We start from the raw sequence: 24505 nt of genomic DNA, 5'->3' as shown, positions 1-24505 counted from the left end.
GTGGCAGGCGACACACCGTCTCGGAAGCGGCGACTCCGGCTCCCTTGGAAGCCGGGGTCGTACAAGGGCGGCTCGGGCCCGGCAGAGGGCGCACAGGACGCATCCTCCGCCGAGCACTCCGCCCCCCTGCCCACCCCTGGCGCACGTGACGACGAGCGAGGCCCCTCGGCCTCGCTCGAAGCGGCGTCGCACCGGGCCGACCACCGGCCCGTCCAGGACCGACGGGACAACGACCCCGAGGGCGACGGCCCCAGGGGCGGCGTCCTGTGGCGCGTGACCGACCCCGCGCGCGCCGGGCTCGACCGCGTCAAGCTCGACCGCCTCAAGCTCGACCCCGCCCGCGTCGACGCCGTACGGCGCGGAGTCAGGCGCGGCGGTCAGGGAGCCAAGGCCGGCCTCGGCTTCCTCGCGGACCGCGTCATCGAGCTCGCCCCGCGCGTCCCCGTACGGGACCTGGCCACCCTGCGCCGGCAGTTCCCCGGACTCGGCCCCGAACAGCTCGCCGACAAGCTGGTCAACGGCGCGGCCAACGCCAGCGCCACGGTCGGCGCCGGCGTCGGAGCCGCCGCCATGCTCCCCGTACCGCCCGCGATGCCCGCCGAGCTGGCCGCGGAGATCACCGGCGTCGCCGCCGTCGAGCTGAAGCTCATCGCCGAACTGCACGAGGTCTACGGCCTGCGGCCGCCCGGCGGCCTCACCCAGCGCTCGACCGCCTATCTGACCTCCTGGGCCGAGGAGCGCGGCATCGACCCCACCAAGCCCACCACCGTCAACGCGGCCCTCGGCGGACAGCTCAAGCGCGAACTGCGCCAGCAGATCATGAAGCGCATGGTGCGCAACCTGCCGAACCTCGCCCCGTTCATGGTGGGCGCGGCCGTCGGCGCCGTCATGAACCGCCGCGACACCAAGAAGCTCGCCGAGCACGTCCGCAAGGACCTGCGCGCCCGCCAGATCCCCTGGGACGCCCTTCCCGCCCAGCCCCCGCTGGAGCAGCCGCCGAACCCCAAGGAGATCGACTTCTAGGCCGCTTCCCGGCCGCGTCCCCCCGGGACACGGCCGCGAGGCCGCCCTAGGCCGCCCGGGCCTCGCTCCGGGCCGCCTCCAGGGCCGCCACGAGCCCCTCCGGGTCCCGGGTGGACAGGTAGACGTACGGCGTCGGGTCCGCCGGGTCCGTCACCTCGACCCGTACGGCCGTCGGCACATAGCTGCGCATCACCAGGAAGGCGCGCGGATCGGCCTTGTGCGTGCGCCAGGCGCGCGCCTCCTCGGCGTCCAGGGCCTCGGACGCCCCCAGCGCCGAGACCGGAATCCGCGCGTCCGACGCGACCAGCGAGCCCGCCACCACCCGGATCCGGACGGAACCGTACGAGGAGACCGCCACCGCGGCGAGCGCCGCCGCCGCGATCAGACCGACGAGCGTCGGCACCGTCCCCAGCGGAAACATGATCAGACCGCCGGACAGGCCCAGCAGCACCACGATCACCCACCAGGAGCGGGGTGCGGTCAGGCGTTCGTCGAAGCTCGGCGCGGTCGGGGGCACGGAAGGCTGCTGCATGCGTCCAAGCTTGGCACGGCGCGACCCGCGCCCACCCGCGCGGGTAAGGTCTGCGCCTGTGACTGGAACATCTGCCGCTCTCACACCGCCGGCCGACGCCATACCGCCGGTACGCCACCCGGACGCGCCCGCCCCCGGCGAGCCGCTCGGTGCGCACTACGAGTACTGCTTCGGGTGCGGCGGCGGGCAGCCCCACGGGCTGCACCTGGAGGCGCGGGCGGGCGAGGGCGTGACCGTCACCGCCGAGTTCACCGTGACCCCCGACCACCAGGGCGCCCCCGGCCTCGCGCACGGAGGCGTCCTCGCCACCGCGCTCGACGAGACCCTCGGCTCCCTGAACTGGCTGCTGCGGGTCATCGCCGTGACCGGACGCCTGGAGACCGACTTCCGGCGGCCCGTCCCGGTCGGCACCGTGCTCCACCTGGAGGCCGAGGTCACCGCCGTCCACGGCCGCAAGATCTTCTCGACCGCCGTCGGACGGATCGGCGGGCCCGAGGGCCCCGTCGCCGTCCGCGCCGACGCCCTCTTCATCGAGGTGAAGGTCGACCACTTCATCGACAACGGCCGCCCGGAGGAGATCCAGGCCGCCATGTCCGACCCCGACCAGGTCAGGCGCGCCCGCGCCTTCGAGGTGAACCCCTGATGCGCAATCCCGTCGACGTACTCATCCGCCGCCTGGACCCCGACGTGCCGATCCCGGCCTACGGACACCCCGGCGACGCCGGCGCCGATCTGGTGACCACCGAGGCCGCCGAGCTCGCCCCGGGGGAGCGGGCCGTGCTGCCCACCGGCGTCTCCATCGCCCTGCCCGACGGCTACGCCGCCTTCGTGCACCCGCGCTCCGGTCTCGCGGCCCGCTGCGGCGTCGCGCTCGTGAATGCCCCGGGGACGGTCGATGCCGGGTACCGTGGAGAGATCAAGGTGATCGTGGTCAATCTCGACCCGCGCGAGAGCGTGCGGTTCGAACGGTTCGACCGGATCGCCCAGCTTGTCGTCCAGCAGGTCGAGAAGGTGCGCTTCCACGAGGTCGCGGAGCTTCCCGGCTCCGCGCGGGCCGAGGGGGGCTTCGGGTCCACCGGCGGTCATGCCGCCGTGGACGGCACTACGGGTGGGAATCGATACGCTTCGGTCGTATCCGACCGGGAAGGACAGTGACGTGTTCGGACGTCGCAAGAAGAGCGGTGCCGCTGACGCAGCGGTCGATGCCGAGCAGGTCGTCGAGGCGGTGGACTCCGAGGACGCGGCCGAGACGGCCGGGGGGTCGCGCCGGGTGAACCTTCCGCCGGCGCCTCGCCCCGACGGTCCCTGGGACATCTCCGAGGTCGGCAAGCCCGAGGAGGGCCGGGTCGACCTCGGCGGTCTCTTCGTGCCCGGCGTCGAGGGCATGGAGCTGCGCGTGGAGGTGGCGGGCGACGCGATCGTCGCGGCCACCGTCGTGCTGCGCGACAGCGCCGTGCAGCTCCAGGCGTTCGCCGCGCCGAAGAAGGAAGGCATCTGGGGCGAGGTCCGCGAGGAGATCGCCACCGGCATCACCCAGCAGGGCGGTGTCATCGAAGAGGTCGAGGGCCCGCTGGGCTGGGAGCTGCGGGCCCAGGTGCCCGTGCAGCTTCCGGACGGCAACCGGGGCGTTCAACTGGTGCGCTTCGTCGGCGTCGACGGCCCGCGCTGGTTCCTGCGCGGTGTGATCTCCGGCCAGGGCGCGGTGCAGCCCGAGGCCGCCGGTCTGCTGGAGCAGATCGTCCGGGACACCGTGGTCGTCCGCGGCGAGGGCCCCATGGCCCCGCGCGACCCGATCGTCCTCAAGCTGCCCAACGACGCCCAGATGGTGCCGGACGGCGTGCAGCAGGAGGAGCAGGCCGGCTCCCGCTTCTCCGGCGGCATGGGCCAGTTGCAGCGCGGACCGGAGATCTCCGAGATCCGCTAGAACGGTCCCCGGGATTCCGCCGCAGCCCGCCGGATCCCTCGGACCGTCCGTGATCACAGCCCGTCGGGCCGCCCCTCCCGGGAGCGGCCCGACGGGCTTTCCCGTGTGCCGCACCGACGGGCTTTCCCGCGCCGCACCGACGGGCCCTCCCGTGCGCCGCGCCCGCCCCGCCGGTTGTCCACAGGCGGTTTTCCACAGACCTGGCACCGGCCGCCGCCGTCGGCCCATACTGACGGCGCACACGTTCGCACCAGGGGGGTACACGGTGAGTGAGAGCAACGCGCGGACCGGCACGGCCGTCGTCGAGGACCCGGCCGGCGCGCCGATGGTCCGGGTCGAGGACCTGCACCGCTCGTACGGAACGGGGGCCGCCGCCGTCCACGCCCTGCGCGGTGTCTCCTTCGACATCCCGCGCGGCGAACTGGTCGCCCTCAAGGGCCGCTCCGGCTCCGGCAAGACCACGCTGCTCAACCTCGTGGGCGGCCTCGACACCGCCGACCGGGGCCGCATCGTCATCGACGGCACCGACCTCGCCGAGCTGGGGGAGGACGGCCTCCTGGAGCTGCGCCGCGACCGGATCGGCTTCATCTTCCAGTCCTTCGGGCTGATACCGATCCTCACCGCCGCCGAGAACGTGGGCGTGCCGATGCGGCTGCGCAAGGCCGACCCCAGGGAGCGCGAGGAGCGGGTCGCCCTGCTGCTCGCCCTGGTCGGCCTCGCCGACCACGCCGCCCAGCGCCCGGGCGAGCTCTCCGGTGGTCAGCAGCAGCGGGTCGCCATCGCCCGCGCCCTCGCCAACCGGCCCGCGCTGCTGATCGCCGACGAGCCCACCGGACAGCTCGACGCCGAGACCGGCCTCGCGGTCATGGAGCTGCTGCGGGCCGTGGTCCGCAGCGAGGGCTGCACGGCCCTGGTCGCCACCCACGACCACCAGCTCCTCGGCCTCGCGGACCGGGTGCTGGAGCTGCGCGACGGGGAGATCATCGAGCACTGACCACCGCTGCGGAGGAGGACATCAGGATCACGTCAAGACGGCTCCGGCCGCCCGCACCCGCGCGGAATGTCCGTTTCGCTGGACGTAAGGTCGAGCCATGGGACGCGGCACACTTCGGATCTATCTCGGCGCGGCGCCGGGCGTCGGCAAGACGTACGCCATGCTGTCCGAGGCGCATCGGCGGGTCGAGCGCGGTACGGACTGCGTCGTCGCGTTCGTCGAGCACCACGGCCGGCCGCGTACCGAGGTGATGCTGCACGGCCTGGAGCAGATACCCCGGCGCCGGATCGAGTACCGGGGCGCCGCCTTCCCCGAGATGGACATCGACGCCGTCCTGGCCCGCCGGCCCGCCGTCGCCCTCGTCGACGAGCTCGCCCACACCAACGTCCCCGGCTCGCGCAACGCCAAGCGCTGGCAGGACGTCGAGGAGCTGCTCGCCGCCGGCATCGACGTCATATCGACCGTCAACATCCAGCACCTGGAGTCCCTGGGCGACGTGGTCGAGGCGATCACGGGCGTACGGCAGCGGGAGACCGTCCCCGACGAGGTCGTCCGGCGGGCCGACCAGATCGAGCTGGTCGACATGTCGCCGCAGGCCCTGCGGCGGCGCATGGCGCACGGCAACATCTACCAGCCCGACAAGGTCGACGCGGCCCTGTCCAACTACTTCCGGCCCGGGAACCTGACGGCGCTGCGCGAGCTGGCGCTGCTGTGGACCGCCGACCGGGTCGACGCCTATCTGCGCCAGTACCGCGGGGAGCACAACATCCGCTCCACCTGGCAGGCGCGGGAGCGGATCGTCGTCGGACTCACCGGCGGCCCCGAGGGCCGCACCCTGATCCGGCGCGCCGCCCGGCTCGCCGAGAAGGGCGCCGGCGGCGAGGTGCTCGCCGTCTACGTCTCCCGCAGCGACGGCCTCACCGCCGCCTCCCCGAAGGAGCTCGCCGACCAGCGCACCCTCGTGGAGGACCTCGGCGGAACCTTTCACCACGTCATCGGCGACGACATCCCCTCGGCCCTCCTGGAGTTCGCCCGGGGCGTCAACGCCACCCAGATCGTCCTCGGCTCCAGCCGCCGCCGCTCCTGGCAGTACGTCCTCGGCCCCGGCGTCGGGCAGACCGTCGCCCGCGACTCCGGACCCGACCTGGACGTCCACATCGTCACCCACGAGGAGGCCGCCAAGGGCCGCGGCCTGCCCGTCGCCCGCGGCGCCCGGCTCGGCCGGGCCCGGATCCTCTGGGGCTGGGCCGTCGGCGTCGGCGGCCCCGTGCTGCTCAGCCTGCTCTTCACCCATGTCGACGCGGACCTCGGCCTCGCCAACGACATGCTGCTCTTCCTCGCCCTGACCGTCGCCGCCGCCCTCCTGGGCGGACTGCTCCCGGCCCTGGCGTCGGCGGCCTTCGGCTCCCTGCTCCTGAACTGGTTCTTCACCCCGCCGCTGCACCGCCTGACCATCGCCGACCCCAAGAACATCGTGGCCATCGCCGTCTTCTTCGGCGTCGGCGTGTCCGTCGCCTCCGTCGTCGACCTGGCCGCCCGCCGCACCCACCAGGCCGCCCGGCTGCGCGCCGAGTCCGAGGTCCTGTCCCATCTCGCCGGCAGTGTCCTGCGCGGGGAGTCCAGCCTGGAGGCCCTGCTCGAACGGGTCCGCGAGACCTTCTCGATGGAGTCGGTCGCGCTCCTGGAGCGGGCCGGCGACGTGGAGCCCTGGACCTGCGCGGCGAGCGTCGGCGCCCGGCCCGTGGCCCGGCCCGAGGACGCCGACGTCGACATGCCCGTCGGCGACCACCTCGCGCTCGCCCTGAGCGGCCGGGTGCTGCCCGCCGAGGACCGGCGGGTGCTCGGCGCCTTCGCCGCCCAGGCCGCCGTCGTCCTCGACCGCCAGCGGCTCGTCGACCAGGCCGAGGAGGCCCGCAAGCTCGCCGAGGGCAACAAGATCCGCACCTCGCTGCTCGCCGCCGTCAGCCACGATCTGCGCACCCCGCTGGCCGGCATCAAGGCGTCCGTCTCCTCGCTGCGCTCGGACGACGTCGAATGGTCCGAGGAGGACCGGGCCCTCCTCCTCGAAGGCATCGAGGAGGGTGCCGACCGGCTCGACCACCTCGTCGGGAACCTCCTCGACATGTCCCGCCTCCAGACCGGCACGGTCACCCCGCTCATCCGTCCGACCGACCTCGACGAGGTCGTGCCGATGGCGCTCGGCGGCGTCCCCGACGGCAGCGTCGAGCTCGACATCCCCGAGACCCTGCCCATGGTCGCCGTCGACCGCGGCCTGCTGGAGCGGGCCGTCGCCAACATCGTCGAGAACGCCGTGAAGTACAGCCCCGAGGGCGTCCTGGTCGCCGTCGGCGCCAGCGTCCTGGGCTCGCGCCTCGAACTGCGGGTGACCGACCGCGGCCCCGGCGTGCCCGACGCGGGCAAGGACGGCATCTTCGAGCCCTTCCAGCGCTTCGGCGACGCCCCGCGCGGCGCCGGCGTCGGTCTGGGCCTCGCGGTCGCCCGCGGCTTCGTCGAGGCCATGGGCGGCACCATCACCGCCGAGGACACCCCCGGCGGTGGACTCACCATGGTGCTGACCCTCCCCACCGCCGCGCAGGGCACCGCCCGGCCGCCCGACGCGGACGCCGGCGACGCCACGCCGGCGGTGCCCACCTTCACGTGACCGGCGCCCGTGCCCTGCCCTCCGCCCGCCCGCCCGCCGTGACCGCCCGCGCCACCCCGTAACCCGCTCCCCGCCCCGTAACCCCGCTCCCCGCCCCGTACCGACGCCCCCGCACCCGCCCCCGTACCGACACAAAGGAAGGTCCCCTCCATGACCCGGGTCCTCGTGGTCGACGACGAGCCACAGATCGTCCGCGCCCTGGTGATCAACCTCAAGGCACGGAAGTACGAGGTCGACGCGGCGCCCGACGGCGCCACCGCCCTCCGGCTCGCCGCCGAGCGCCATCCCGATGTCGTCGTCCTCGACCTCGGTCTGCCCGACATGGACGGCGTCGAGGTGATCAGGGGCCTGCGCGGCTGGACCCGGGTGCCGATCCTCGTCCTGTCCGCCCGGCAGACCTCCGACGAGAAGGTCGAGGCGCTCGACGCCGGCGCCGACGACTACGTCACCAAGCCCTTCGGCATGGACGAGCTCATGGCCCGGCTGCGCGCCGCCGTCCGCCGGGCCGAGCCGGTCGGCGGCGCCGAGGACGGCGTCGTGGTCGTCGAGACCGAGGGCTTCACGGTCGACCTGGCCGCCAAGAAGGTGCACCGGGCCGGCAAGGACGTCCGGCTCACCCCCACCGAGTGGCACCTCCTGGAGGTCCTGGTCCGCAACAGCGGCCGCCTGGTGAGCCAGAAGCAGCTCCTCCAGGAGGTCTGGGGCCCCTCGTACGGCACCGAGACCAACTACCTGCGCGTGTACATGGCGCAGTTGCGGCGGAAGCTGGAGCAGGACCCCTCCCACCCGCGCCACTTCGTCACCGAACCGGGCATGGGCTACCGCTTCGAACACTGAGTCCGGTCCGGGTTCCGGGCGTGGCTTCCGCACCGGCTCCGGTGCCGGGTTCCGGGCCGGGTTCGGTCCGGGCGGGGGCCGGTACGCTTTCTGTATGAGTGCTGCACCGCGTACTGAGAAGCCGGCCGGGCGCTTTCGCCGTATGCTCGACCGCCTTTCCACCTCCCAGGCGGAGCTGGAGTCGGTGGAGCTCCGGGAGGACTCCGCGGCATCGGGGTGCACCCGCATCTCCGACTGTGCCGACCGCCAGATAGTCAAGGTGACTGGTACGTTGCGCACGGTCACCCTGCGTCCCCGGGCGGGCGTGCCCGCGCTGGAGGCCGAGCTGTTCGACGGCACGGCACCGCTGGACGTCGTCTGGCTGGGCCGCCGGTCCATCGTGGGCATCGAGCCGGGCCGCAAGCTGATCGCCTCCGGCCGCATCTCGATGAGCCACGGCCGGCGGGTCCTCTTCAACCCCAAATACGAGCTCCGACCGCTCGGACAGGAGTAGCCGGTGACGTCAGTCGACAAGCCGACCACCGATCAGGGCGCCGAGACCGGCGCCGTCGCCGACAAGGCGGTGACCGAGGCCGCGCTCTTCGAGGCGTTCGGCGGAGTGCGCGGCATGGTGGAGACGGTCCTGCCGGGCCTGCTGTTCGTCACGATCTACACGATCAACAAGAACCTGCACTTCTCGGCCATCGCCGCGCTCGGGGTCTCGCTCGTCCTCGTGGCCGTCCGGCTGGTCCGCCGCGACACCGTCAAGCACGCCTTCAGCGGCGTCTTCGGCGTCGCCTTCGGTGTCGTCTTCGCGATGATGACCGGCAACGCCAAGGACTTCTATCTGCCGGGCATGCTCTACACGCTCGGCCTCGGCCTCGCGTACATCGTCACCACCCTCGCCGGCGTGCCTCTGATCGGCCTGATCCTCGGCCCGGTCTTCAAGGAGAACCTCTCCTGGCGCACCCGCAACCCGGGCCGCAAGAAGGCGTACGCGAAGGCGAGCTGGGCCTGGGGTCTGATCCTGCTCGGCAAGTGCGCGATCCTCTTCCCGCTGTACTGGTGGGCCGACACCACGCAGCTCGGCTGGGTCCTGGTCGCCCTGAAGATCCCGCCGTTCCTGCTCGCGGTCTACCTGACCTGGGTGTTCCTCGCCAAGGCGCCGCCGCCTATCGACGTGTTCGCGGAGATGGAGGCCGAGGAGCAGGCCCAGAAGCAGGCCGAGCAGGCCCGCAAGGCCGAGGCGGCCCGGGGCGGTTCGGAGGCGTAGTCCCGCACACACGCAGCGGTACGCGCGAGGGGCCCGGGACCTGTGACAGGTCCCGGGCCCCTTCGTCGTACCGTGCCCTACGGGTCTATCCCTACGGGCGTATCCCTACGGGCGTACGGGTCAGGAGTCGGTGCTCTCCCGGCGGACCGACAGAAGGTCCTCCAACTGCTCCTCGCGCGCCTGGGTGGCCACGAACAGCAGCTCGTCGCCCGCCTCCAGGGTCTCCTCCGCGTTCGGCGTCAGGACCCGCGAGCCGCGGATGATGGTGACCAGGGAGGTGTCCTGCGGCCAGGCCACCTCGCCCACCCGGGTGCCCGCGATCGCCGACTCCGGCGGCAGCGTCAGCTCCACCAGGTTGGCGTCGCCGTGGCTGAAGCGCAGCAGCCGGACCAGGTCGCCGACGCTCACCGCCTCCTCCACCAGGGCCGACATCAGGCGCGGCGTCGAGACGGCCACGTCCACGCCCCACGCCTCGTTGAACAGCCACTCGTTCTTCGGGTTGTTCACCCGGGCGACCACGCGCGGCACGCCGTACTCGGTCTTGGCGAGCAGCGACACGACCAGGTTCACCTTGTCGTCGCCGGTCGCCGCGATGACGACGTTGCAGCGCTGCAGCGCCGCCTCGTCGAGGGACGTGATCTCGCAGGCGTCGGCGAGCAGCCACTCCGCCTGCGGCACCCGCTCCACCGAGATGGCGGTCGGGGCCTTGTCCACGAGGAGGACCTCGTGCCCGTTCTCCAGGAGCTCGCCCGCGATGGAACGGCCCACCGCGCCGGCGCCGGCAATAGCGACACGCATCAGTGACCGCCCTCCTCGGGACCCTCGGCGAAGGCCGCCTCGACCTTGGCGATCTCGTCCGTCCGCATCATCACGTGGACGAGGTCGCCTTCCTGAAGCACCGTCTGCGAGGTCGGCAGGACCGCTTCACCCAGTCGGGTGAGAAACGCCACGCGCACCCCCGTCTCCTCCTGGAGCCGGCTGATCTTGTGACCGATCCAGGCGGGGGAGGTGTGCACCTCGGCGAGCTGCACTCCGCCGCTCGGGTCACGCCACAGCGGCTCCGCGCCCGAGGGCAGCAGCCGGCGCAGCATCTGGTCGGCGGTCCAGCGCACCGTCGCGACCGTCGGAATGCCCAGGCGCTGATAGACCTCGGCCCGCCGGGGGTCGTAGATGCGGGCGGCGACGTTCTCGATGCCGAACATCTCGCGCGCGACCCGCGCCGCGATGATGTTGGAGTTGTCGCCGCTGCTCACGGCGGCGAAGGCGCCGGCCTCCTCGATGCCCGCCTCACGCAGCGTGTCCTGGTCGAAGCCCACGCCCGTGACCCGGCGTCCGCCGAAACCCGAGCCCAGGCGGCGGAAAGCCGTCGGGTCCTGGTCCACGACCGCGACCGTGTGCCCCTGCTGTTCCAGGGTCTGCGCGAGAGCGGCTCCCACTCGCCCGCAGCCCATGATGACGATGTGCACGTCCCCTTACCCCGCACTCCTGATCGTCTTGCTGACCTGCGAAAACACCCTGCTCACAACTTTTCCTCGCCCGACTCGCCCGACTCGCCCGGGCCGCGGCGGGCAGCACATCGCCGCGCTGCCCGGTCCGAGCTTATGCGTCAACGGTGGCCGGGACCTCATCCGAGGTGGTGGCCCAGGGAGATTCCGTGCGGATCGGGGGTGCCGGTCGGCGTGGCTCTTTTCGAACGCTTACGATCCTCTGTTGTGTCCAAACTGACCGACGTGCCCAAACGGATCCTGATCGGGCGGGCCCTGCGCAGCGACAAGCTGGGCGAGACCCTGCTGCCCAAGCGGATCGCCCTCCCCGTCTTCGCCTCCGACCCGCTGTCCTCGGTGGCGTACGCCCCGGGCGAGGTCCTCCTCGTCCTCTCCGTCGCGGGCCTGTCGGCCTACCACTTCAGCCCGTGGATCGCGCTGGCCGTCGTGGTCCTGATGTTCACGGTCGTCGCGTCGTACCGGCAGAACGTCCACGCCTACCCGAGCGGCGGCGGCGACTACGAGGTCGCCACCACCAACCTCGGCCCCAAGGCCGGACTCACCGTCGCCAGCGCCCTGCTCGTGGACTACGTCCTCACCGTGGCCGTCTCGATCTCCTCCGGCATCGAGAACCTCGGCTCCGCCGTGCCGTTCGTCGTCGAGCACAAGGTCCTGTCGGCCATCGCGGTGATCGTGCTGCTGACCCTCATGAACCTGCGCGGCGTGAAGGAGTCCGGCGGCCTCTTCGCCATCCCGACGTACGTCTTCGTCTTCGGCGTCTTCGCCATGATCATCTGGGGCGCCTGGCGCGGCATCGTCCTCGACGAGACCATGCGCGCCCCCACCGCCGACTTCGAGATCAAGCCCGAACACCAGGGCCTGGCCGGCTTCGCGCTGCTCTTCCTGCTGCTGCGCGCCTTCTCCTCCGGCTGTGCGGCGCTCACCGGCGTCGAGGCCATCTCCAACGGCGTGCCCGCCTTCCGCAAGCCCAAGTCGAAGAACGCCGCCACCACCCTCGCGCTCATGGGCGGCCTCGCCGTCACCATGTTCTGCGGCATCATCTTCCTGGCCATGGCCACCGACGTCCGGATGGCCGAGAAGCCGGCCCACGACCTGCTGGTCGACGGCAGGCCGGTCGGCGAGGACTACGTCCAGGACCCGGTCATCTCGCAGGTCGCCGCCGCCGTCTTCGGCGAGCACACCTTCTTCTTCGTGCTGCTGGCCGCCGCCACCGCGCTCGTCCTCTTCCTGGCCGCCAACACGGCGTACAACGGCTTCCCGCTCCTCGGCTCGATCCTCGCCCAGGACCGCTACCTGCCCCGCCAGTTGCACACCCGCGGCGACCGGCTCGCCTTCTCCAACGGCATCGTGCTGCTCGCCGGCGCCGCCGCCCTGCTCGTCTGGCTCTACGACGCCGACTCGACCCGGCTGATCCAGCTCTACATCGTCGGCGTCTTCGTCTCCTTCACCCTGAGCCAGATCGGCATGGTCCGGCACTGGAACCGGCACCTGACGACCGAGCGGGACCCGGCCAAGCGCCGCCACATGATCCGCTCCCGCGCGATCAACACCTTCGGCGCCTTCTTCACCGGCCTCGTCCTGGTCGTCGTCCTCGCCACCAAGTTCACCCACGGCGCCTGGGTCGCGCTGCTCGGCATGGTGATCTTCTACGTGACGATGACCGCGATCCGCCGGCACTACGACTCCGTGGCGGCGGAGATCGCCGCGGCCGAGGAGCGCCCCGACGAGTACGTCCGCCCCTCCCGGGTCCGCTCGGTCGTCCTGGTCTCCAAGTTGCACAAGCCGACCCTGCGCGCCCTCGCGTACGCCAAGCTGCTGCACGCCCACGAGCTGGAGGCGCTCACCGTCAACGTCGACCCGGCCGAGACGAAGGCGCTCAGGGAGGAGTGGGAGCGGCGCGGCATCAACGTGCCGCTGAAGATCCTCGACTCGCCGTACCGCGAGATCACCCGGCCGGTCATCGAGTACGTGAAGAACCTCCGCAAGGAGAGCCCGCGCGACGCCGTCTCGGTCTACATCCCCGAGTACGTGGTCGGCCACTGGTACGAGCACCTGCTGCACAACCAGAGCGCCCTGCGCCTCAAGGGCCGGCTGCTGTTCACGCCGGGCGTGATGGTGACCTCCGTGCCGTACCAGCTCCAGTCCTCCGAGGCCGCGAAGAAGCGGGAGCGCAAGCGCCAGGAGTGGAACGCGCCGGGCTCGGTGCGCCGCGGACCGGTCGAGAAGGGGCAGCGGGAAGCGGCCGGGAAGAGCGACTGAGGCCGCCGAGAGCGGCCGAGGCCGCGGCGAGCGACTGAGGCCGCGGCGAGCGGCTGAGAGTGGCCTGAGAGAGCGACGGCGAAAAGCGAACTAGACTGGTGGGCTGCTGTCGGAACGGCAGCCCGCCTCTTCTTTCCTCTGGAGCCCCCGATCATGCAGAACACCCCTGTTTCGTCCCTGGTCGGGGAGGAGTACGAGGTCGAGGTCGGCCCGGTGGCTCACGGCGGCCACTGCATCGCCCGTACGGAGGGCGGCCGGGTCCTCTTCGTCCGCCACGCCCTGCCGGGCGAGCGGGTCCGGGTCCGGGTGACCGAGGGCGAGGAGACCTCGCGGTTCCTGCGCGCCGACGCCGTCGAGGTCCTGGAGGCGTCCAAGGACCGGATCGAGGCGCCGTGCCCCTTCGCCGGTCCCGGCAAGTGCGGCGGCTGCGACTGGCAGCACGCCAAGCCGGGCGCCCAGCGCCGCCTGAAGGCCGAGGTCATCGCCGAGCAGCTCAAGCGGCTCGCGGGCCTCACCCCGGAGGAGGCCGGCTGGGACGGCACCGTCGTGCCGGCCGAGGGCGACAAGCTGCCCGCGGGCGAGGTCCCGCAGTGGCGCACCCGCGTCCAGTACGCGGTCGACGCCGAGGGCCGGGCGGGCCTGCGCAAGCACCGCTCGCACGAGGTCGAGGTCATCGACCACTGCATGATCGCGGCGCAGGGCGTCTCGGAGCTCGGCATCGAGGCCCGCTCCTGGGAGGGCATGGCGTCGATCGAGGCCATCGCGGCGACCGGCTCGCAGGACCGCCAGGTCGTGCTGACCCCGCGACCGGGGGCCCAGTTGCCCATCGTGGAGCTGGACAAGCCGGTGTCGATCCTCCGGGTCCACGAGCGCGACGGCTCCGTCCACCGCGTCCACGGCCGCCCCTTCGTCCGCGAGCGCGCCGACGACCGCACCTACCGCGTGGGCAACGGCGGCTTCTGGCAGGTCCACCCGAAGGCCGCCGACACCCTGGTCCGCGCCGTGATGCAGGGCCTCCTCCCGCGCAAGGGCGAGATGGCCCTCGACCTCTACTGCGGCGTCGGCCTCTTCGCGGGCGCCCTCGCCGACCGCCTCGGCGACCAGGGCGCCGTCCTGGGCATCGAATCCGGCAAGCGCGCGGTGGAGGACGCCCGCCACAACCTGGCCGACTTCCCGCGCGTCCGCATCGAGCAGGGCAAGGTCGAATCGGTCCTCCCGCGCACGGGCATCACCGATGTCGACCTCATCGTCCTCGACCCCCCGCGCGCCGGCGCCGGCAAGCAGACCGTCCACCACCTCACCGCCCTCGGCGCCCGCCGCATCGCCTACGTCGCCTGCGACCCGGCCGCCCTGGCCCGCGACCTGGCCTACTTCCGCGAGGGCGGCTACCGCGTCCGGACCCTGCGGGCGTTCGACCTGTTCCCGATGACGCACCACGTTGAGTGTGTCGCGATCCTCGAACCGGCCGCGAAGGGCTCCTGACCTGCGGTTTCTTGCGTGCGCATTATGTGCGGTGTGGGCGTTACGGGCGATATCTTGACGCTGAAATGACGCTCGTGACGCTCAAATGACGCTCGTTCTGACGGGATGTCATCTGACCGAGTGTGCGCATCGTGCCAGGTGGAGGACGCGTTCCCGCAGACTGTCTTTGCAGGAACGCGAAGGGGAACTAAGCCGGATTCGTGCATGTAGTTCGGCGGGCCGGACGTTGGCTGAGTGGGTGCTCGTAGGTCGGTCCGTAGGGGTTCCAGTGCCCCAGGAAGGGCTTCAGGTCGTCGTCTCGCGGTTCGTGGACGTCGGACAAGCGGGTGGTGAGCTCAGCGGGGCGAGGGGCTCGACGGTGGCCCCTGTCCAGCTGAATCGCGCTTCAGTGTCGATTCTGGCCTGCCCCGGCGGCATGGCCTCGACTCGCGCGCACAGTGCTCCGCGGCACGACGTCGGCCACCTTCGTACACAACCAGATGGAGATCACCTCCTTGGGGCACGTCGCCCAGCCTCATAGATCGCAGCTCTCGTCGCGCATTCCGCGATGCACATTGCTGCGCCTGGCTGAGGTCGTGGCGGGGACAGCTTTCGCCGGTTCGGAACTCCTCTCAGGCCAGGCCGGACGTCTTCACGAAGGACAAACCAGGGGCTGTCGGTCGTGCACGGCTTCCCAGAATGGGTCGCAACTGCGGTGCAGGACGGCGGGGGTGACTACAGGGGTGGGGCGGCGCGTGAGTCCGACTGTCAGTGGTGCCGCATAGCCTGAATGAGCACCTCGGCCAGCTACTTGCCGACGGTCGTGCCCAGCAAGGAGGATGAGGCGATGGCTGATCGCAAGACGGTGACGCGCCAGACATTCATTGGTGAGAAGGGCATCGCCCTGATCGAACGACGCTGCCTGGAGATGGGCCACCTCTTCCATCCCCGGCGCGTCGATCACGGCATCGATGGACACATCGATCTGGTCGACCCCGATAGCCGTGCTGTGCTGAACCTAACCCTGCTGGTGCAGAGCAAAGCGCAGGATCGCCCCTTCTCCGGCGAGACGGACGACGGCTTCCACTACATCTGCGACCCGCGCGATCTTGATCACTGGCTGTCCGGCAACTCGCCGGTCATCCTGGTCTTTTCCCACCCCGAGAGTCATGAGGCGTGGTGGGTGGAGGTCAAGGCGGCGTTCCCTGACGCGGTCAGCCGTGCTGCTCGCCGCGTGGACATCGACAAGCACACCCAGCGCTTCGACCGGGACGCCGCCCAGGCACTGCTGCGCTTGGCGATGCCGCGGACAACGGGCCTGTACCTGCGGCCCGCGCCGATCACCGAAGTGCTGACCACGAACCTGCTGCCCGTCATCGAAATGCCGCCGACCGTGCATCTGGCCCCGACGGCCTTCACTGACTACCGTGCGGCCGGTGGCGCACTGGAGACGCAGGGCCGGCGTGAGTCCGGCTGGATCCTGAGGGACAACCTGGTCCTGTCGTTCCACGACCTGCGGAACTCGCCTCTGCGGGTGCTCTGTGACGGAGATCCCGAGCGGCACGAGACCAGAGAGTGGGCGGACAGCGACGACCTCGACACCCAGCACCGTTTCGCTGACCTGCTCTCCCGAACCGTTCAGGGCTCCTATCCGGAACTGCGGTGGCACAAGGACCGCAAGCACATGCACTTTCGCGCGACCTCGCACATGGGACCCCGCAAGGCGGGCAAGGGACCCGGATCACGCGGCAGGACCGTCTTTGGTCCGCACACCTCCAAGTCCGACCCACAGCGCGTCGGCTACTACCACCACGCTGCACTGCGCACGAGATTCCGGCGACTGGACGGTGTCTGGTACTGCCAGCTGGAACCGGATTACTGCTTCACCACCGACGGGTACACCGAATACCCCTTCGCCGACCGGCTCCTGGCGGGGATCAAACGTCTCGACCGGCATCCGGCGGTCCGAGGCTGGACCCGCATGTGGGCCAACTACCTCCGTCAGGACGCCGACTTGTTCACGGAAGCACGGCCCGTCCAGTTCGGCGAGCTGGCCACCATGACGGTCAAGCGGGGTATCGACGACCTGTTGTGGGGGCCGGCGCCGTCCGGGGCCGCACCCGAGGACGACCAGGACCCGTCCGCCGGAGGCCAGGAAGGTCTGGACGCTGTACTGGGTGACGCGGATGCGGACACCCAGGATCTTCTCAGCCTGCTCCAGGACGGCGAGAGCGACGAGGGCGCTCCTCGGCGAAGAAGCCATGGAAGCAAAGCCAGGTCTGCAGGGCTGCGGGCGCCCCGTCAGGGACGGGCGAACAGTGCGAGGCGAGGCCGGTGATCAGCTCGGTGATCCTTGACGAACCGGAACTGGAATTCGGCGGAGCGGCCCGGCACATTGATCCACGGTTCGGGATCACGAACTACGGTCCCGCCGATCTCGGCGCGGCCGACGCGCCCAGGGCGATCCGCGTCGGCCTGGTCGGTCCTGCGGACCAACTCGATGGGCTGCGCCGATGGCTGGAGCGCTGCCGGGAACCCATCCCGGCCAAGGACGAGAAGTACCCACATCTCTTCCCGGAATTCCCAGGCTGCGACACCGACCGCGGTCTGCACACCGCCCTCGTCTTCAGCGACCGCAACACGCGGGCGATCAGCAGCCGCGACCTGCGGGCCATCGAGACCGCAGGCGGGCCGGCAGCCCTGACCAAGGCCGTGAGCATTTACGCGGATGAGATCAGGACCCTGGCTGACGAGAACCGTGTCGACGTCCTCCTGGTCGCCAGACCCGAGCAGCTCATCGACACCACCAGCCGATCAGCCCGCGGCCCGAAGGAGGCCGACGAGCTTCCAGCCCGGGACACGCTCGACGGGCCGCCCCCGGCCCAGTTCGCCAACTTCCACGACCTGCTCAAAGCCCGGCTGCTGCACCTGCGCCAGCCCATCCAGATCATCCGACGCAGCACCTGGGACGAAGCCACCCGGCCTCCCGAAGGCCACAGTCGCCAGGACGAGGCCAGCCGGGCCTGGAACCTGCACGTCGCTCTTTACTACAAGGCCGGTGGAGTCCCGTGGCGCCTCCTGCGCAGTCCCGCTGACCTCACGACCTGCTATGTCGGTGTCGCCTTCTACCGCAGCGACGACGGGAGCTCTCTGAGCACCTCCGTCGCGCAGGTATTCAACGAACGCGGGGACGGCGTGATCGTGCGCGGAGGGCCGGCGAGGATCAGCCGCACCGACCGCCAGCCCCACCTGGCCCGCGCCGACGCGCACGCCCTCCTGGTCCATGCCCTGGACGCCTACCGGCGCGAGCACCACACCGCACCCGCGCGCATCGTGCTGCACAAGACCTCGGCCTTCACCGATGACGAGGCAGGCGGCTTCCAAGACGCCGCGGACGAACGGTTCATCGACACGCTGGAGATGAGCTGGATCACCAGCAGCGAAGGAGCCGCAGCCTTCCGTCCCGGAGATGCACCGCCCCTGCGCGGCACCCTCGTCACCCTCGGCGAACGCGAACTCGCGCTGTACGCCACCGGCAGCATCGAGTTCTACCGAACCTACCCCGGCATGTACATTCCGCGCCCGATCGGCATCAGGCCAGTGACTCACACCCGCAACCCCCGCGAACTGGCAGCCGAAGTCCTCGCCCTGACCAAGATGAACTGGAACCAGACCCGCCTCGACGGGCGCCTCCCCGTCACCCTGCGCACGGCCAACCAGGTCAAATCCGTCCTGCGCTTCTGCCCGCCCGACCAGGCCGTCGCCACCCGCTACGCCCACTACATGTAGTCAGCGGACCGGGCGATTCGCTTTCCGCTGGCCCGGCTCGGACGCCGATCCGTTCCGGCGCGTCGCCCGCAAATGGTGCGAGTGCGCGGCCGGTCTTGGCGCGCTGGTCGAAGGGCTCGTGCTTGCACAGGCACACCAGAGCGACCAGGGCACGCTGGTGCGGCGGGAGCTTGCAGCGGCGGTCACCCTCGCGGGTGACGATGAGCATCGTGACCCCACTCGATGAGCGCATGAGGCAGGTCGAGTGCGACAGGATGAGGGGCCAGCAAGGCTTCTGTGCCGATGGGCTGAGACTTCGAACACCTCCCTCAACGGGACGGGAGCCTTTGGCGTTTTGGCCACGGTGCCTGTCACCCGATCGGTGGCCACCCTGAAAGACCTCATAGACTCAGCTCCTGTTGGACGCGAAGTGCGTTCATCGGGAGGGGAGGCGCGCGCCGTGCTTGAGAGGATCAAGGATTCCCTGTTGGGGGCGGACGACATTGGCTTCGAGATCCGTGAACGTCCGGATTGGTTGCGGATAGGTCTGCCGTGCTCTCCTCTGTCACTGATCTTTGAGCAGACTCCTGGCGGAGATGTTTTCACAGCCCTGCACTGCAGCGCCTCCCGAATCTTCGACGGAGATCGGACCGACCTACACGACGTTTACTCACTGCTGGCGGCTTCCGTTTTTCGTCACACAGGCGCCTTTTCCGCGATGCTGGTCGATATTGAACATCCAGCCACGATGATTCCAGGTGAGCTCTCCGGCCGTTACCTTGTCCCGGAACAAGGGGCAGGCTACTTGTTGCCTCCGGATGATGTGGGGCTCGATTCCGCGAAAGAGGTGTTCGGGCATCTAGCTTTGTTTGAACGTCTAGCTCATAGGGTAATCACTTTTTGGCACCCCCAGCATTCATCGCCCATGGGTGACGGTTATGACCCCACTCGTCAAACTGATCAAATCTGGGCGAGGGGTGTCGCTGAACAGTTGAGGACGGAGGCGTCGGAAGAGGATCTCTTTTTTCAAAGGGATAGCACTGACTGGCTCTACTATCGGACCTACGACGGGTCGGTTGCCGTCGTCGAGTCCGCAGAAGTTGCCCATTTCCTAAAGGCGGTGCGTGTCGATCCAAGTGAAGAGATTGCGGGCATTAATGGGTTCCTCTATGCGGGGGATCACTTCCACCACTACGTGTCTCGAGAACTTCTCCACGTCGCGGATCGCGTTCTTGGATTGGAAGGGGTATTGCTTGAAAGTGCTAGCCCAGCCGCCAGTGTGACCATTGTTCCCTTAGAGGATAGTGTTGTCCTATCCAGTGGAAATCGTGCTGTCTTGCTGCGTCATGAGAGCGGACTTTCGGGATTCTCGCGAGAACGCTCTCTGGTTCTGGAGCGGAATCGAATTGAACAGGAGCGACTTTTCCCGCCCAGCGAGTTTACTTGGTCCGAGGAAATCGACGGCGGAAGATTCGAGCGACTGATCTACGACTTGCTCGAGTGTGAACCGGGTGTGCGTGAGGTCCGCGCGATCGGTGCTTCACGTGAACGCGATGGTGGCCGAGACATCGTTGCATCATGGATAACGCCACCGACTACCGGCGCGGCAGTCATGGAAGGTGAGGCGGTGGCAAGAGAACGCCGCGTCATCATCCAATGCAAGGCCCGCAAGCGCAGCGTTGGTCGATCTGATCTGGGTGGCGGGATCTTGGACACGCTATTCATGTATAAAGCTGAGGGTTATTTCCTTGCCACGTCAAGTCAGCCAGCAGTAGCTACCATCGATCTGCTGGACGAAATTGCTCAGCGTGGTGACTACTTCACCGGCTGGTGGGGAAGGACGGAGATCGAGCAGCGCCTGCGACGTAATCCGCAAGTTCTGCGGCGTTATGCGGATATTGTCCAGCCGGTTCCTTAGTAATTTTGTGAGGTGCGGCTCCGCATAACCGGGTCATCGTATCGGGTATCAGGTAAAGTTCGGTGCTGTCGCATGCTGGCCTGTCCGTGGACTCAGGGGACACCGATGACACAGCAGCTTTGGAGCAGTCAGCGGCATCGGACCGCCATCGGTCGTGTCGGCCTCTCACTACCGGCCCGCCGTGCAGTCGGCGATCTCCAGCTGGAACCAGACACGGTAGTGCTGGACTACGGGTGTGGACGTGGCGGCGATGTACGGGCTCTGCAGCACCTCGGGCTTGATGCCGCAGGGTGGGACCCGGTGCATTTCCCGGATGGGCGGCGCGAGGCTGCCGAGGTAGTCTTTCTCACCTATGTCCTGAACGTCATCGAGAATCCCGACGAACGACGAGAGACGCTCCTGCGTGCCTGGGCACTTACCAAGTCCGTGCTTGTGGTGTCCGCACGGTTGAGGTGGGAGCGCAACCAGATCAAAGGCACGGAGTACGGCGACGGCATCCTCACTCAGCGCCGCACATTCCAGCACCTCTACGCCGCCGGCGAGCTGCGCGACTACGTAGAGGAAGCAACCGGCGTCCGCTGCGTCTCGGCGGCGCCGGGCATCGTCTACGCCTTCAAGGACGATGCGGCCCGCCTGAGCTATCTCGCCCGCCAGGTCGCCCCTGACGGGGGATGGCTGGCTTCTGAGGACACCGCCTCGGCGATCACCTCGGTTGTCGCTCATCTCGAGCAGCGAGGTCGGATGCCGCAGCTTGAGGAAATGCCGCAGTCCATCATCAGCCTACTCGGCCACCTGCGCCCCGGTGAATTGAAGCGCCTTGCCGAGCAGGAAGCCGACCCGGTGAAGGTGGAGCGGAGCGCCGAACGCGGAGCCCTAGACACGCTGCTGTTCCTCGCGCTGGAGTTGTTCCATGGCCGGGGCCCCGTAAGCAGTCTGCCCCTGCCGGTTCAACTGGACATCCGTGCTTTCTTTCCCTCATACACCGAGGCGTGCCAGCGAGCCGATCGGTTGCTGTTCAAGCTGCGCGACGACGCCTACGTCCGTCGCGCGATGAACGGATCGATCGCCGGTAAATTCACCGCGACCGCCCTGTACGTGCACCGCCGGGCACTCCACCGGATCCCGGCTGTGCTGCGCCTGTACGAGCAGTGCGCGAGCATCGCTGCCGGCCGCCCTGGCGAGTGGTCCGTCGTCAAGCTCCGTCACCAGGGCCGCGGTGTTAGCTGGCTCGATTACCCCGAGTTCGACACGGATCCCCACCCGCGTATCGCGGCCTCGTACGCCGTCGACCTGAAGACCCTCAAGTCCTCCTTCACCTCGTACGCGGACTCCACCAACCGTCCCCTTCTCCACCGTAAGCACGAATTTCTTGCCGAGGATGATCCCGACGCACCCAAGTACCGGAGGCTCACGGAGGCCGAGGTTCGCGCCGGCCTCTACGAGAGCCCGCACCTGATCGGCACCGAAGAGGGCTGGGAGCGGGAACTCGTACGCTGCGGGCGGGAGTTGCGCGGCCACCGACTCGTACGCCGCACCACTGGCACCTGAGCGTCGCACTGGCGCCCGGCGCCGGAGCGATTGTCAGTGCTGTGTGCCACGCTCCACCCCATGACGATTACCCGGATGGAGGGTTCCTGCCTGCCCTCGTACCGCACCTTGTCAACGCTCGCATTGTCCGAGCCCGAGGACCACGTCCGTGAACTCACCGACTGGGTGGAGCACGCCTCCGCCGTCACCGGAGTCTCCGGGGCGCAGGACGTCTGGGATACGGCCTACAAGTGGCTGCGGCTCGCCCAGGGCCTGCGCTCGGTGACGTTCGACATGTCGTACGACGACGGCGGCATGTGCTCGGCGGGCCTCGACTTCGACGCCGTCTGGACCGGGATGATGGAGGAGTGGCAGCAGCACCAGGTCCGTCTCGGCTATCTGCGCGCGGCACTTGAAGGATTTGTTCGGCTGCTGCACCCGGACGCCACGGAGCCCGGGATGGCCGTCGAGGCCGCCGAACGGCGGCTGCATCACTACGCCGGGGAATGGCCCGTCCATGCTCGCGCGGTCGCCGACCATCTGCGGACGCATGCCCCGGACGGCGTGCCGGGTGCCAGCACGCCGGTGGCGGAAGCGGTGGACCAGGCGATTGCGCTGCACGAGATGGTCGTCCGGGGTCGTGCCGCCATCCCTGAGCCGGACAGTGACGCGGACGGGAACGTCTTCCCCACCGGGCACGCCGAGGTCTGCGCGCTGAGGGAAGCCTCCACGGTGCTGCTGCTGGGAGTCCAACTACTGATGGCGGCAGCGGTGCAAGAGGACCGCGTCGCCGTCTTCGATGACAAGTACCTTCTCGACGGCATGTGGATTCCCGCCCCCTCGGGCAGCCGCTGGGTGGACGAAGAGATGCCCTACAGCGAGTACCTGGCCGTCCTCCACCTGCAGCCCGGTGAGCCGCCCGAGCTCTGATCTGTCACCGGCCGAGCCCTGCGGCGGCCACGTCGGCACGACAGGGACAAACGATGGGTGGAGCCCGAAGCCATGACTTTCGGGCTCCACCCATCGCGGCCTGCTCGGCACGTATCAGGTCATGCACCAGCCGGAGTCGCAAGCCCCCTCATCCTCATCGACGTCACCTACCCCCGGGCTCTGGTCGGGGATGGCTTGGGTGAGCGGGACGCCGTACCTCGTGAGATACACGGCATCCCGCCCCAGTGCGGCCCGTCGACGGTTGATCGTCTCCTCCAGCCGGACCGACTGAGCGAACAACTCGGGCTCGTGCCGGCGCTGGTGGCGCCAGGCGTCGACGGTGCGGAAGGGGCAGAAGAAGCAGGAGCTCTTGGGCGGAACCGGCAGGCCGGCCTCGACGATGATGCGCTCGCAGTCGTCCCGGCGCAGCCCGAGGTCGAGCAGTGGGTACTCGATGATCTCGTAGGCTTCCCTCCGCCGGCGGTTGGCGCGATGGATTTCGTCGAGCGATATGCCGATGCCGACCGCAGCCGGGGCCTCGGCGGTGGCGCCATGCTCCCGGAGCCACCGTCCGACCACCTTGATCTTGAAGTCGGCTGTGCAGTTGCGGCGGCCAGGAGCACCGTTGGCCATGCGGACCGGGATGGGGATCGACCGGGTGTCCGGCCGGTTCAGCCGCTGCATGAGCGTTTCCGTGGCCCCGTCGCGTCGACGCCGCCTGAGCTCGTGGACATCTAGTCCCGCACGTGCAGCGTACGGGATGGCGATCTCGCGAACGTAGGTGAGCGTTGCCGGGTGCTCGCTGTCGTCACCGACGTTGGCGAAGAGGAAGGTGCGGAAGTCGATCTCTCCAAGGGCGGCCAGCACTAGCAGCGCCGTTGATTGCACGCCGCCTCCGTAGGAGACGACCTTCATCCGGTTGTGGTTCGGCTGGCAGAAGGCGGCCTGTGGGTCGGTGTCGGTTGAGTCGGCGTTATGGGGGCCGCGGGTGCACTGCAAGATCGACATATGAGAGACAGTATGGATGATGTGGCCGGCTATCAAGTGTTTCTCTCATAGCTGTCGGCGAACGTTGGTGCAGAAAAGTGGCGTTGGCCGTTCGAGATCGTTAGTGGAGAGGGTCAGTTGAGTCAGGTCTGCGGCTTGATCACGACGGCGTAGCCCTGGGTCAGTACCGATTCCAGGAACTCCACGGCGGTAGCCTGTTCGTCGCTCGTGAAGGTTCGTGCTGCTGGCGCCACCGCCTTTGGCGGGCGCACGGTGGGGTTGCCTGACCTGCGACCGCGAGGCTTCTGTGGGGCACGCTGTCCTGCGCGGAGCAGTGCGATTTCGGCGGGGACGACGGATCGCTGCCGCTGATGCGCATCCGCGATGAGCGTTTCCAAGAGCCAGAGCGGAGAGCCAGAGAGAACGAGGTCTGGTTCGGCGATACGTCGACGGTTACGCCACCGGGAGACGGCCTGGGCATCTCGACCTAGGACGCGAGCCACCTCCTGGATGCCGATGATCACAGGTAGTTGTTCATCCACCCGCGGGACGTAGCCGTGGGAGATGGCGGCTTTGTAGGCGTCGAGCTGCCGCCCATCAACCTGCCGGTCTCCGCCACCGCCCAAGCTCAATACCGTCGTCAGCAACCAGTACGGATTACCAGAAGCAACTAGGTCGGGCTCGGGAAGCGTGCCCTCCGCACGCCACTTCTGAGATGTCTGGCGTTCGATTTGGAAGAGAGAAGCGATCTCAGCATGCCCGAGCAGGTAGGGGACCCGCGCTTGAGCCATGAGAACCTTCCCGCACCTGAGTTCCTGCCTTGAGACCGCCAGGTGGGGCGCTGCCGCCACAGCTGGCTATCCGAACAGATCCTAGGCGAGTCCGCGCTTCAGGTTGGCGGGTCCGACGGCAGCTCGCAGGCGATC

At 69.3% G+C, this 24505-nt stretch carries 21 protein-coding genes and 1 pseudogene; 16 read left to right on the top strand and 6 right to left on the bottom strand.

Going from position 1 to position 24505, the window contains the following annotated elements; translation table 11 throughout:
* A complete protein-coding gene (locus ABZ135_RS03365; protein ID WP_356691273.1) occupies positions 1–1023 on the top strand; it encodes a hypothetical protein in 1023 nt (340 codons plus the stop codon).
* 46 nt (positions 1024–1069) lie between these two features.
* On the opposite strand, the gene ABZ135_RS03360 is transcribed toward ABZ135_RS03365, so the two are convergent.
* Entirely contained in the window at positions 1070–1555 is a 486-nt protein-coding gene (locus ABZ135_RS03360; RefSeq protein ID WP_356691271.1) for a DUF3093 domain-containing protein, read from the bottom strand.
* Between the two features lie 58 nt (positions 1556–1613).
* Here ABZ135_RS03360 and ABZ135_RS03355 point away from each other — a divergent pair, with 58 nt between their 5' ends.
* The 8 genes from ABZ135_RS03355 (at position 1614) to ABZ135_RS03320 (ending at position 9224) form a co-directional block, all read left to right on the top strand.
* Positions 1614–2198 carry a PaaI family thioesterase gene (locus ABZ135_RS03355; RefSeq protein WP_356691270.1) on the top strand — a complete coding sequence of 195 codons (585 nt, stop codon included), beginning with the start codon at positions 1614–1616 and terminating at the stop codon, positions 2196–2198.
* On the top strand, positions 2198–2710 hold the full coding sequence (gene dut / locus ABZ135_RS03350; protein WP_356691268.1) for a dUTP diphosphatase: 513 nt from the start codon (positions 2198–2200) through the stop codon (positions 2708–2710). Before ABZ135_RS03355 ends, dut begins: the two co-directional genes overlap by 1 nt.
* 1 nt (position 2711) lies before the next feature.
* The gene (locus ABZ135_RS03345) at positions 2712–3479 is read left to right on the top strand and encodes a DUF3710 domain-containing protein (protein WP_356691267.1); all 768 of its coding nucleotides are present in this window, start codon (positions 2712–2714) and stop codon (positions 3477–3479) included.
* 325 nt (positions 3480–3804) lie between these two features.
* Entirely contained in the window at positions 3805–4473 is a 669-nt protein-coding gene (locus tag ABZ135_RS03340) for an ABC transporter ATP-binding protein (protein ID WP_356691467.1), read from the top strand.
* 97 nt (positions 4474–4570) lie between these two features.
* Positions 4571–7135, top strand: a complete 2565-nt coding sequence (locus ABZ135_RS03335) for a sensor histidine kinase KdpD (protein WP_356691265.1) — start codon at positions 4571–4573, stop codon at positions 7133–7135.
* Between the two features lie 150 nt (positions 7136–7285).
* A complete protein-coding gene (locus ABZ135_RS03330) occupies positions 7286–7972 on the top strand; it encodes a response regulator (protein WP_356691263.1) in 687 nt (228 codons plus the stop codon).
* Between the two features lie 94 nt (positions 7973–8066).
* Positions 8067–8465 carry an OB-fold nucleic acid binding domain-containing protein gene (locus ABZ135_RS03325; RefSeq protein ID WP_356691261.1) on the top strand — a complete coding sequence of 133 codons (399 nt, stop codon included), beginning with the start codon at positions 8067–8069 and terminating at the stop codon, positions 8463–8465.
* 3 nt (positions 8466–8468) lie between these two features.
* Complete coding sequence (locus ABZ135_RS03320) at positions 8469–9224, top strand: DUF3159 domain-containing protein (protein WP_356691260.1); 756 nt, start codon at positions 8469–8471, stop codon at positions 9222–9224.
* A 120-nt stretch (positions 9225–9344) separates the two neighbouring features.
* Here the strand turns inward: ABZ135_RS03320 and ABZ135_RS03315 are convergent, their stop codons facing one another.
* Entirely contained in the window at positions 9345–10022 is a 678-nt protein-coding gene (locus ABZ135_RS03315) for a TrkA family potassium uptake protein (RefSeq protein WP_356691258.1), read from the bottom strand.
* Positions 10022–10690, bottom strand: coding sequence for a TrkA family potassium uptake protein (locus tag ABZ135_RS03310; RefSeq protein ID WP_356691256.1), 669 nt, complete (start codon positions 10688–10690; stop codon positions 10022–10024). The genes ABZ135_RS03315 and ABZ135_RS03310 overlap by 1 nt, the downstream gene beginning before the upstream one ends.
* 246 nt (positions 10691–10936) lie before the next feature.
* Between ABZ135_RS03310 and ABZ135_RS03305 the strand changes: the two genes are divergently transcribed.
* The 4 genes from ABZ135_RS03305 to ABZ135_RS03290 all read left to right on the top strand — a co-directional run bounded on the left by ABZ135_RS03305 (position 10937) and on the right by ABZ135_RS03290 (position 18238).
* The gene (locus tag ABZ135_RS03305; protein ID WP_356691254.1) at positions 10937–12988 is read left to right on the top strand and encodes an APC family permease; all 2052 of its coding nucleotides are present in this window, start codon (positions 10937–10939) and stop codon (positions 12986–12988) included.
* Positions 12989–13141: 153 nt separating this feature from the next.
* Entirely contained in the window at positions 13142–14470 is a 1329-nt protein-coding gene (locus ABZ135_RS03300; protein WP_356691252.1) for a class I SAM-dependent RNA methyltransferase, read from the top strand.
* 826 nt (positions 14471–15296) lie between these two features.
* Positions 15297–16787, top strand: a complete 1491-nt coding sequence (locus ABZ135_RS03295) for a DUF4365 domain-containing protein (RefSeq protein WP_356691250.1) — start codon at positions 15297–15299, stop codon at positions 16785–16787.
* Positions 16784–18238 carry a hypothetical protein gene (locus ABZ135_RS03290; RefSeq protein ID WP_356691248.1) on the top strand — a complete coding sequence of 485 codons (1455 nt, stop codon included), beginning with the start codon at positions 16784–16786 and terminating at the stop codon, positions 18236–18238. Before ABZ135_RS03295 ends, ABZ135_RS03290 begins: the two co-directional genes overlap by 4 nt.
* A 115-nt stretch (positions 18239–18353) precedes the next feature.
* On the opposite strand, the pseudogene ABZ135_RS03285 reads toward ABZ135_RS03290, so the two are convergent.
* Positions 18354–18504: pseudogene (locus tag ABZ135_RS03285) on the bottom strand (IS5/IS1182 family transposase); the annotation flags it as partial.
* 173 nt (positions 18505–18677) lie between these two features.
* Between ABZ135_RS03285 and ABZ135_RS03280 the strand changes: the two are divergent.
* The 3 genes from ABZ135_RS03280 to ABZ135_RS03270 all read left to right on the top strand — a co-directional run bounded on the left by ABZ135_RS03280 (position 18678) and on the right by ABZ135_RS03270 (position 22592).
* On the top strand, positions 18678–20135 hold the full coding sequence (locus ABZ135_RS03280; protein ID WP_356691246.1) for a restriction endonuclease: 1458 nt from the start codon (positions 18678–18680) through the stop codon (positions 20133–20135).
* Between the two features lie 105 nt (positions 20136–20240).
* A complete protein-coding gene (locus tag ABZ135_RS03275) occupies positions 20241–21683 on the top strand; it encodes a DNA phosphorothioation-associated putative methyltransferase (protein ID WP_356691244.1) in 1443 nt (480 codons plus the stop codon).
* A gap of 60 nt (positions 21684–21743) precedes the next feature.
* Positions 21744–22592 (top strand): hypothetical protein, encoded by an 849-nt coding sequence (locus tag ABZ135_RS03270; RefSeq protein ID WP_356691242.1) that lies wholly within the window; start codon positions 21744–21746, stop codon positions 22590–22592.
* A gap of 114 nt (positions 22593–22706) precedes the next feature.
* On the opposite strand, the gene ABZ135_RS03265 is transcribed toward ABZ135_RS03270, so the two are convergent.
* On the bottom strand, positions 22707–23507 hold the full coding sequence (locus tag ABZ135_RS03265; RefSeq protein WP_356691465.1) for a phosphoadenosine phosphosulfate reductase: 801 nt from the start codon (positions 23505–23507) through the stop codon (positions 22707–22709).
* A 215-nt stretch (positions 23508–23722) separates the two neighbouring features.
* Entirely contained in the window at positions 23723–24370 is a 648-nt protein-coding gene (locus ABZ135_RS03260; RefSeq protein WP_356691241.1) for a hypothetical protein, read from the bottom strand.
* Positions 24371–24505 lie beyond the last annotated feature (135 nt).

It is taken from the genome of Streptomyces sp. NPDC006339 (genome assembly GCF_040612775.1).
In the GTDB taxonomy this organism is placed as follows: Bacteria; Actinomycetota; Actinomycetes; order Streptomycetales; family Streptomycetaceae; genus Streptomyces.
Note: the sequence above shows the minus strand (reverse complement) of the source record. Positions and strands in the feature narration are given on the sequence as shown.

Bases quoted from the DNA above. Each gene is read 5' to 3' on its own strand.
- ABZ135_RS03360 (WP_356691271.1), bottom strand. From the start codon at position 1,555: ATGCAGCAGCCTTCCGTGCCCCCGACCGCGCCGAGCTTCGACGAACGC.
- dut (WP_356691268.1), top strand. From the start codon at position 2,198: ATGCGCAATCCCGTCGACGTACTCATCCGCCGCCTGGACCCCGACGTG.
- ABZ135_RS03340 (WP_356691467.1), top strand. From the start codon at position 3,805: ATGGTCCGGGTCGAGGACCTGCACCGCTCGTACGGAACGGGGGCCGCC.
- ABZ135_RS03335 (WP_356691265.1), top strand. From the start codon at position 4,571: ATGGGACGCGGCACACTTCGGATCTATCTCGGCGCGGCGCCGGGCGTC.
- ABZ135_RS03330 (WP_356691263.1), top strand. From the start codon at position 7,286: ATGACCCGGGTCCTCGTGGTCGACGACGAGCCACAGATCGTCCGCGCC.
- ABZ135_RS03325 (WP_356691261.1), top strand. From the start codon at position 8,067: ATGAGTGCTGCACCGCGTACTGAGAAGCCGGCCGGGCGCTTTCGCCGT.
- ABZ135_RS03315 (WP_356691258.1), bottom strand. From the start codon at position 10,022: ATGCGTGTCGCTATTGCCGGCGCCGGCGCGGTGGGCCGTTCCATCGCG.
- ABZ135_RS03300 (WP_356691252.1), top strand. From the start codon at position 13,142: ATGCAGAACACCCCTGTTTCGTCCCTGGTCGGGGAGGAGTACGAGGTC.
- ABZ135_RS03295 (WP_356691250.1), top strand. From the start codon at position 15,297: ATGGCTGATCGCAAGACGGTGACGCGCCAGACATTCATTGGTGAGAAG.
- ABZ135_RS03275 (WP_356691244.1), top strand. From the start codon at position 20,241: ATGACACAGCAGCTTTGGAGCAGTCAGCGGCATCGGACCGCCATCGGT.
- ABZ135_RS03270 (WP_356691242.1), top strand. From the start codon at position 21,744: ATGACGATTACCCGGATGGAGGGTTCCTGCCTGCCCTCGTACCGCACC.
- ABZ135_RS03265 (WP_356691465.1), bottom strand. From the start codon at position 23,507: ATGAAGGTCGTCTCCTACGGAGGCGGCGTGCAATCAACGGCGCTGCTA.
- ABZ135_RS03260 (WP_356691241.1), bottom strand. From the start codon at position 24,370: ATGGCTCAAGCGCGGGTCCCCTACCTGCTCGGGCATGCTGAGATCGCT.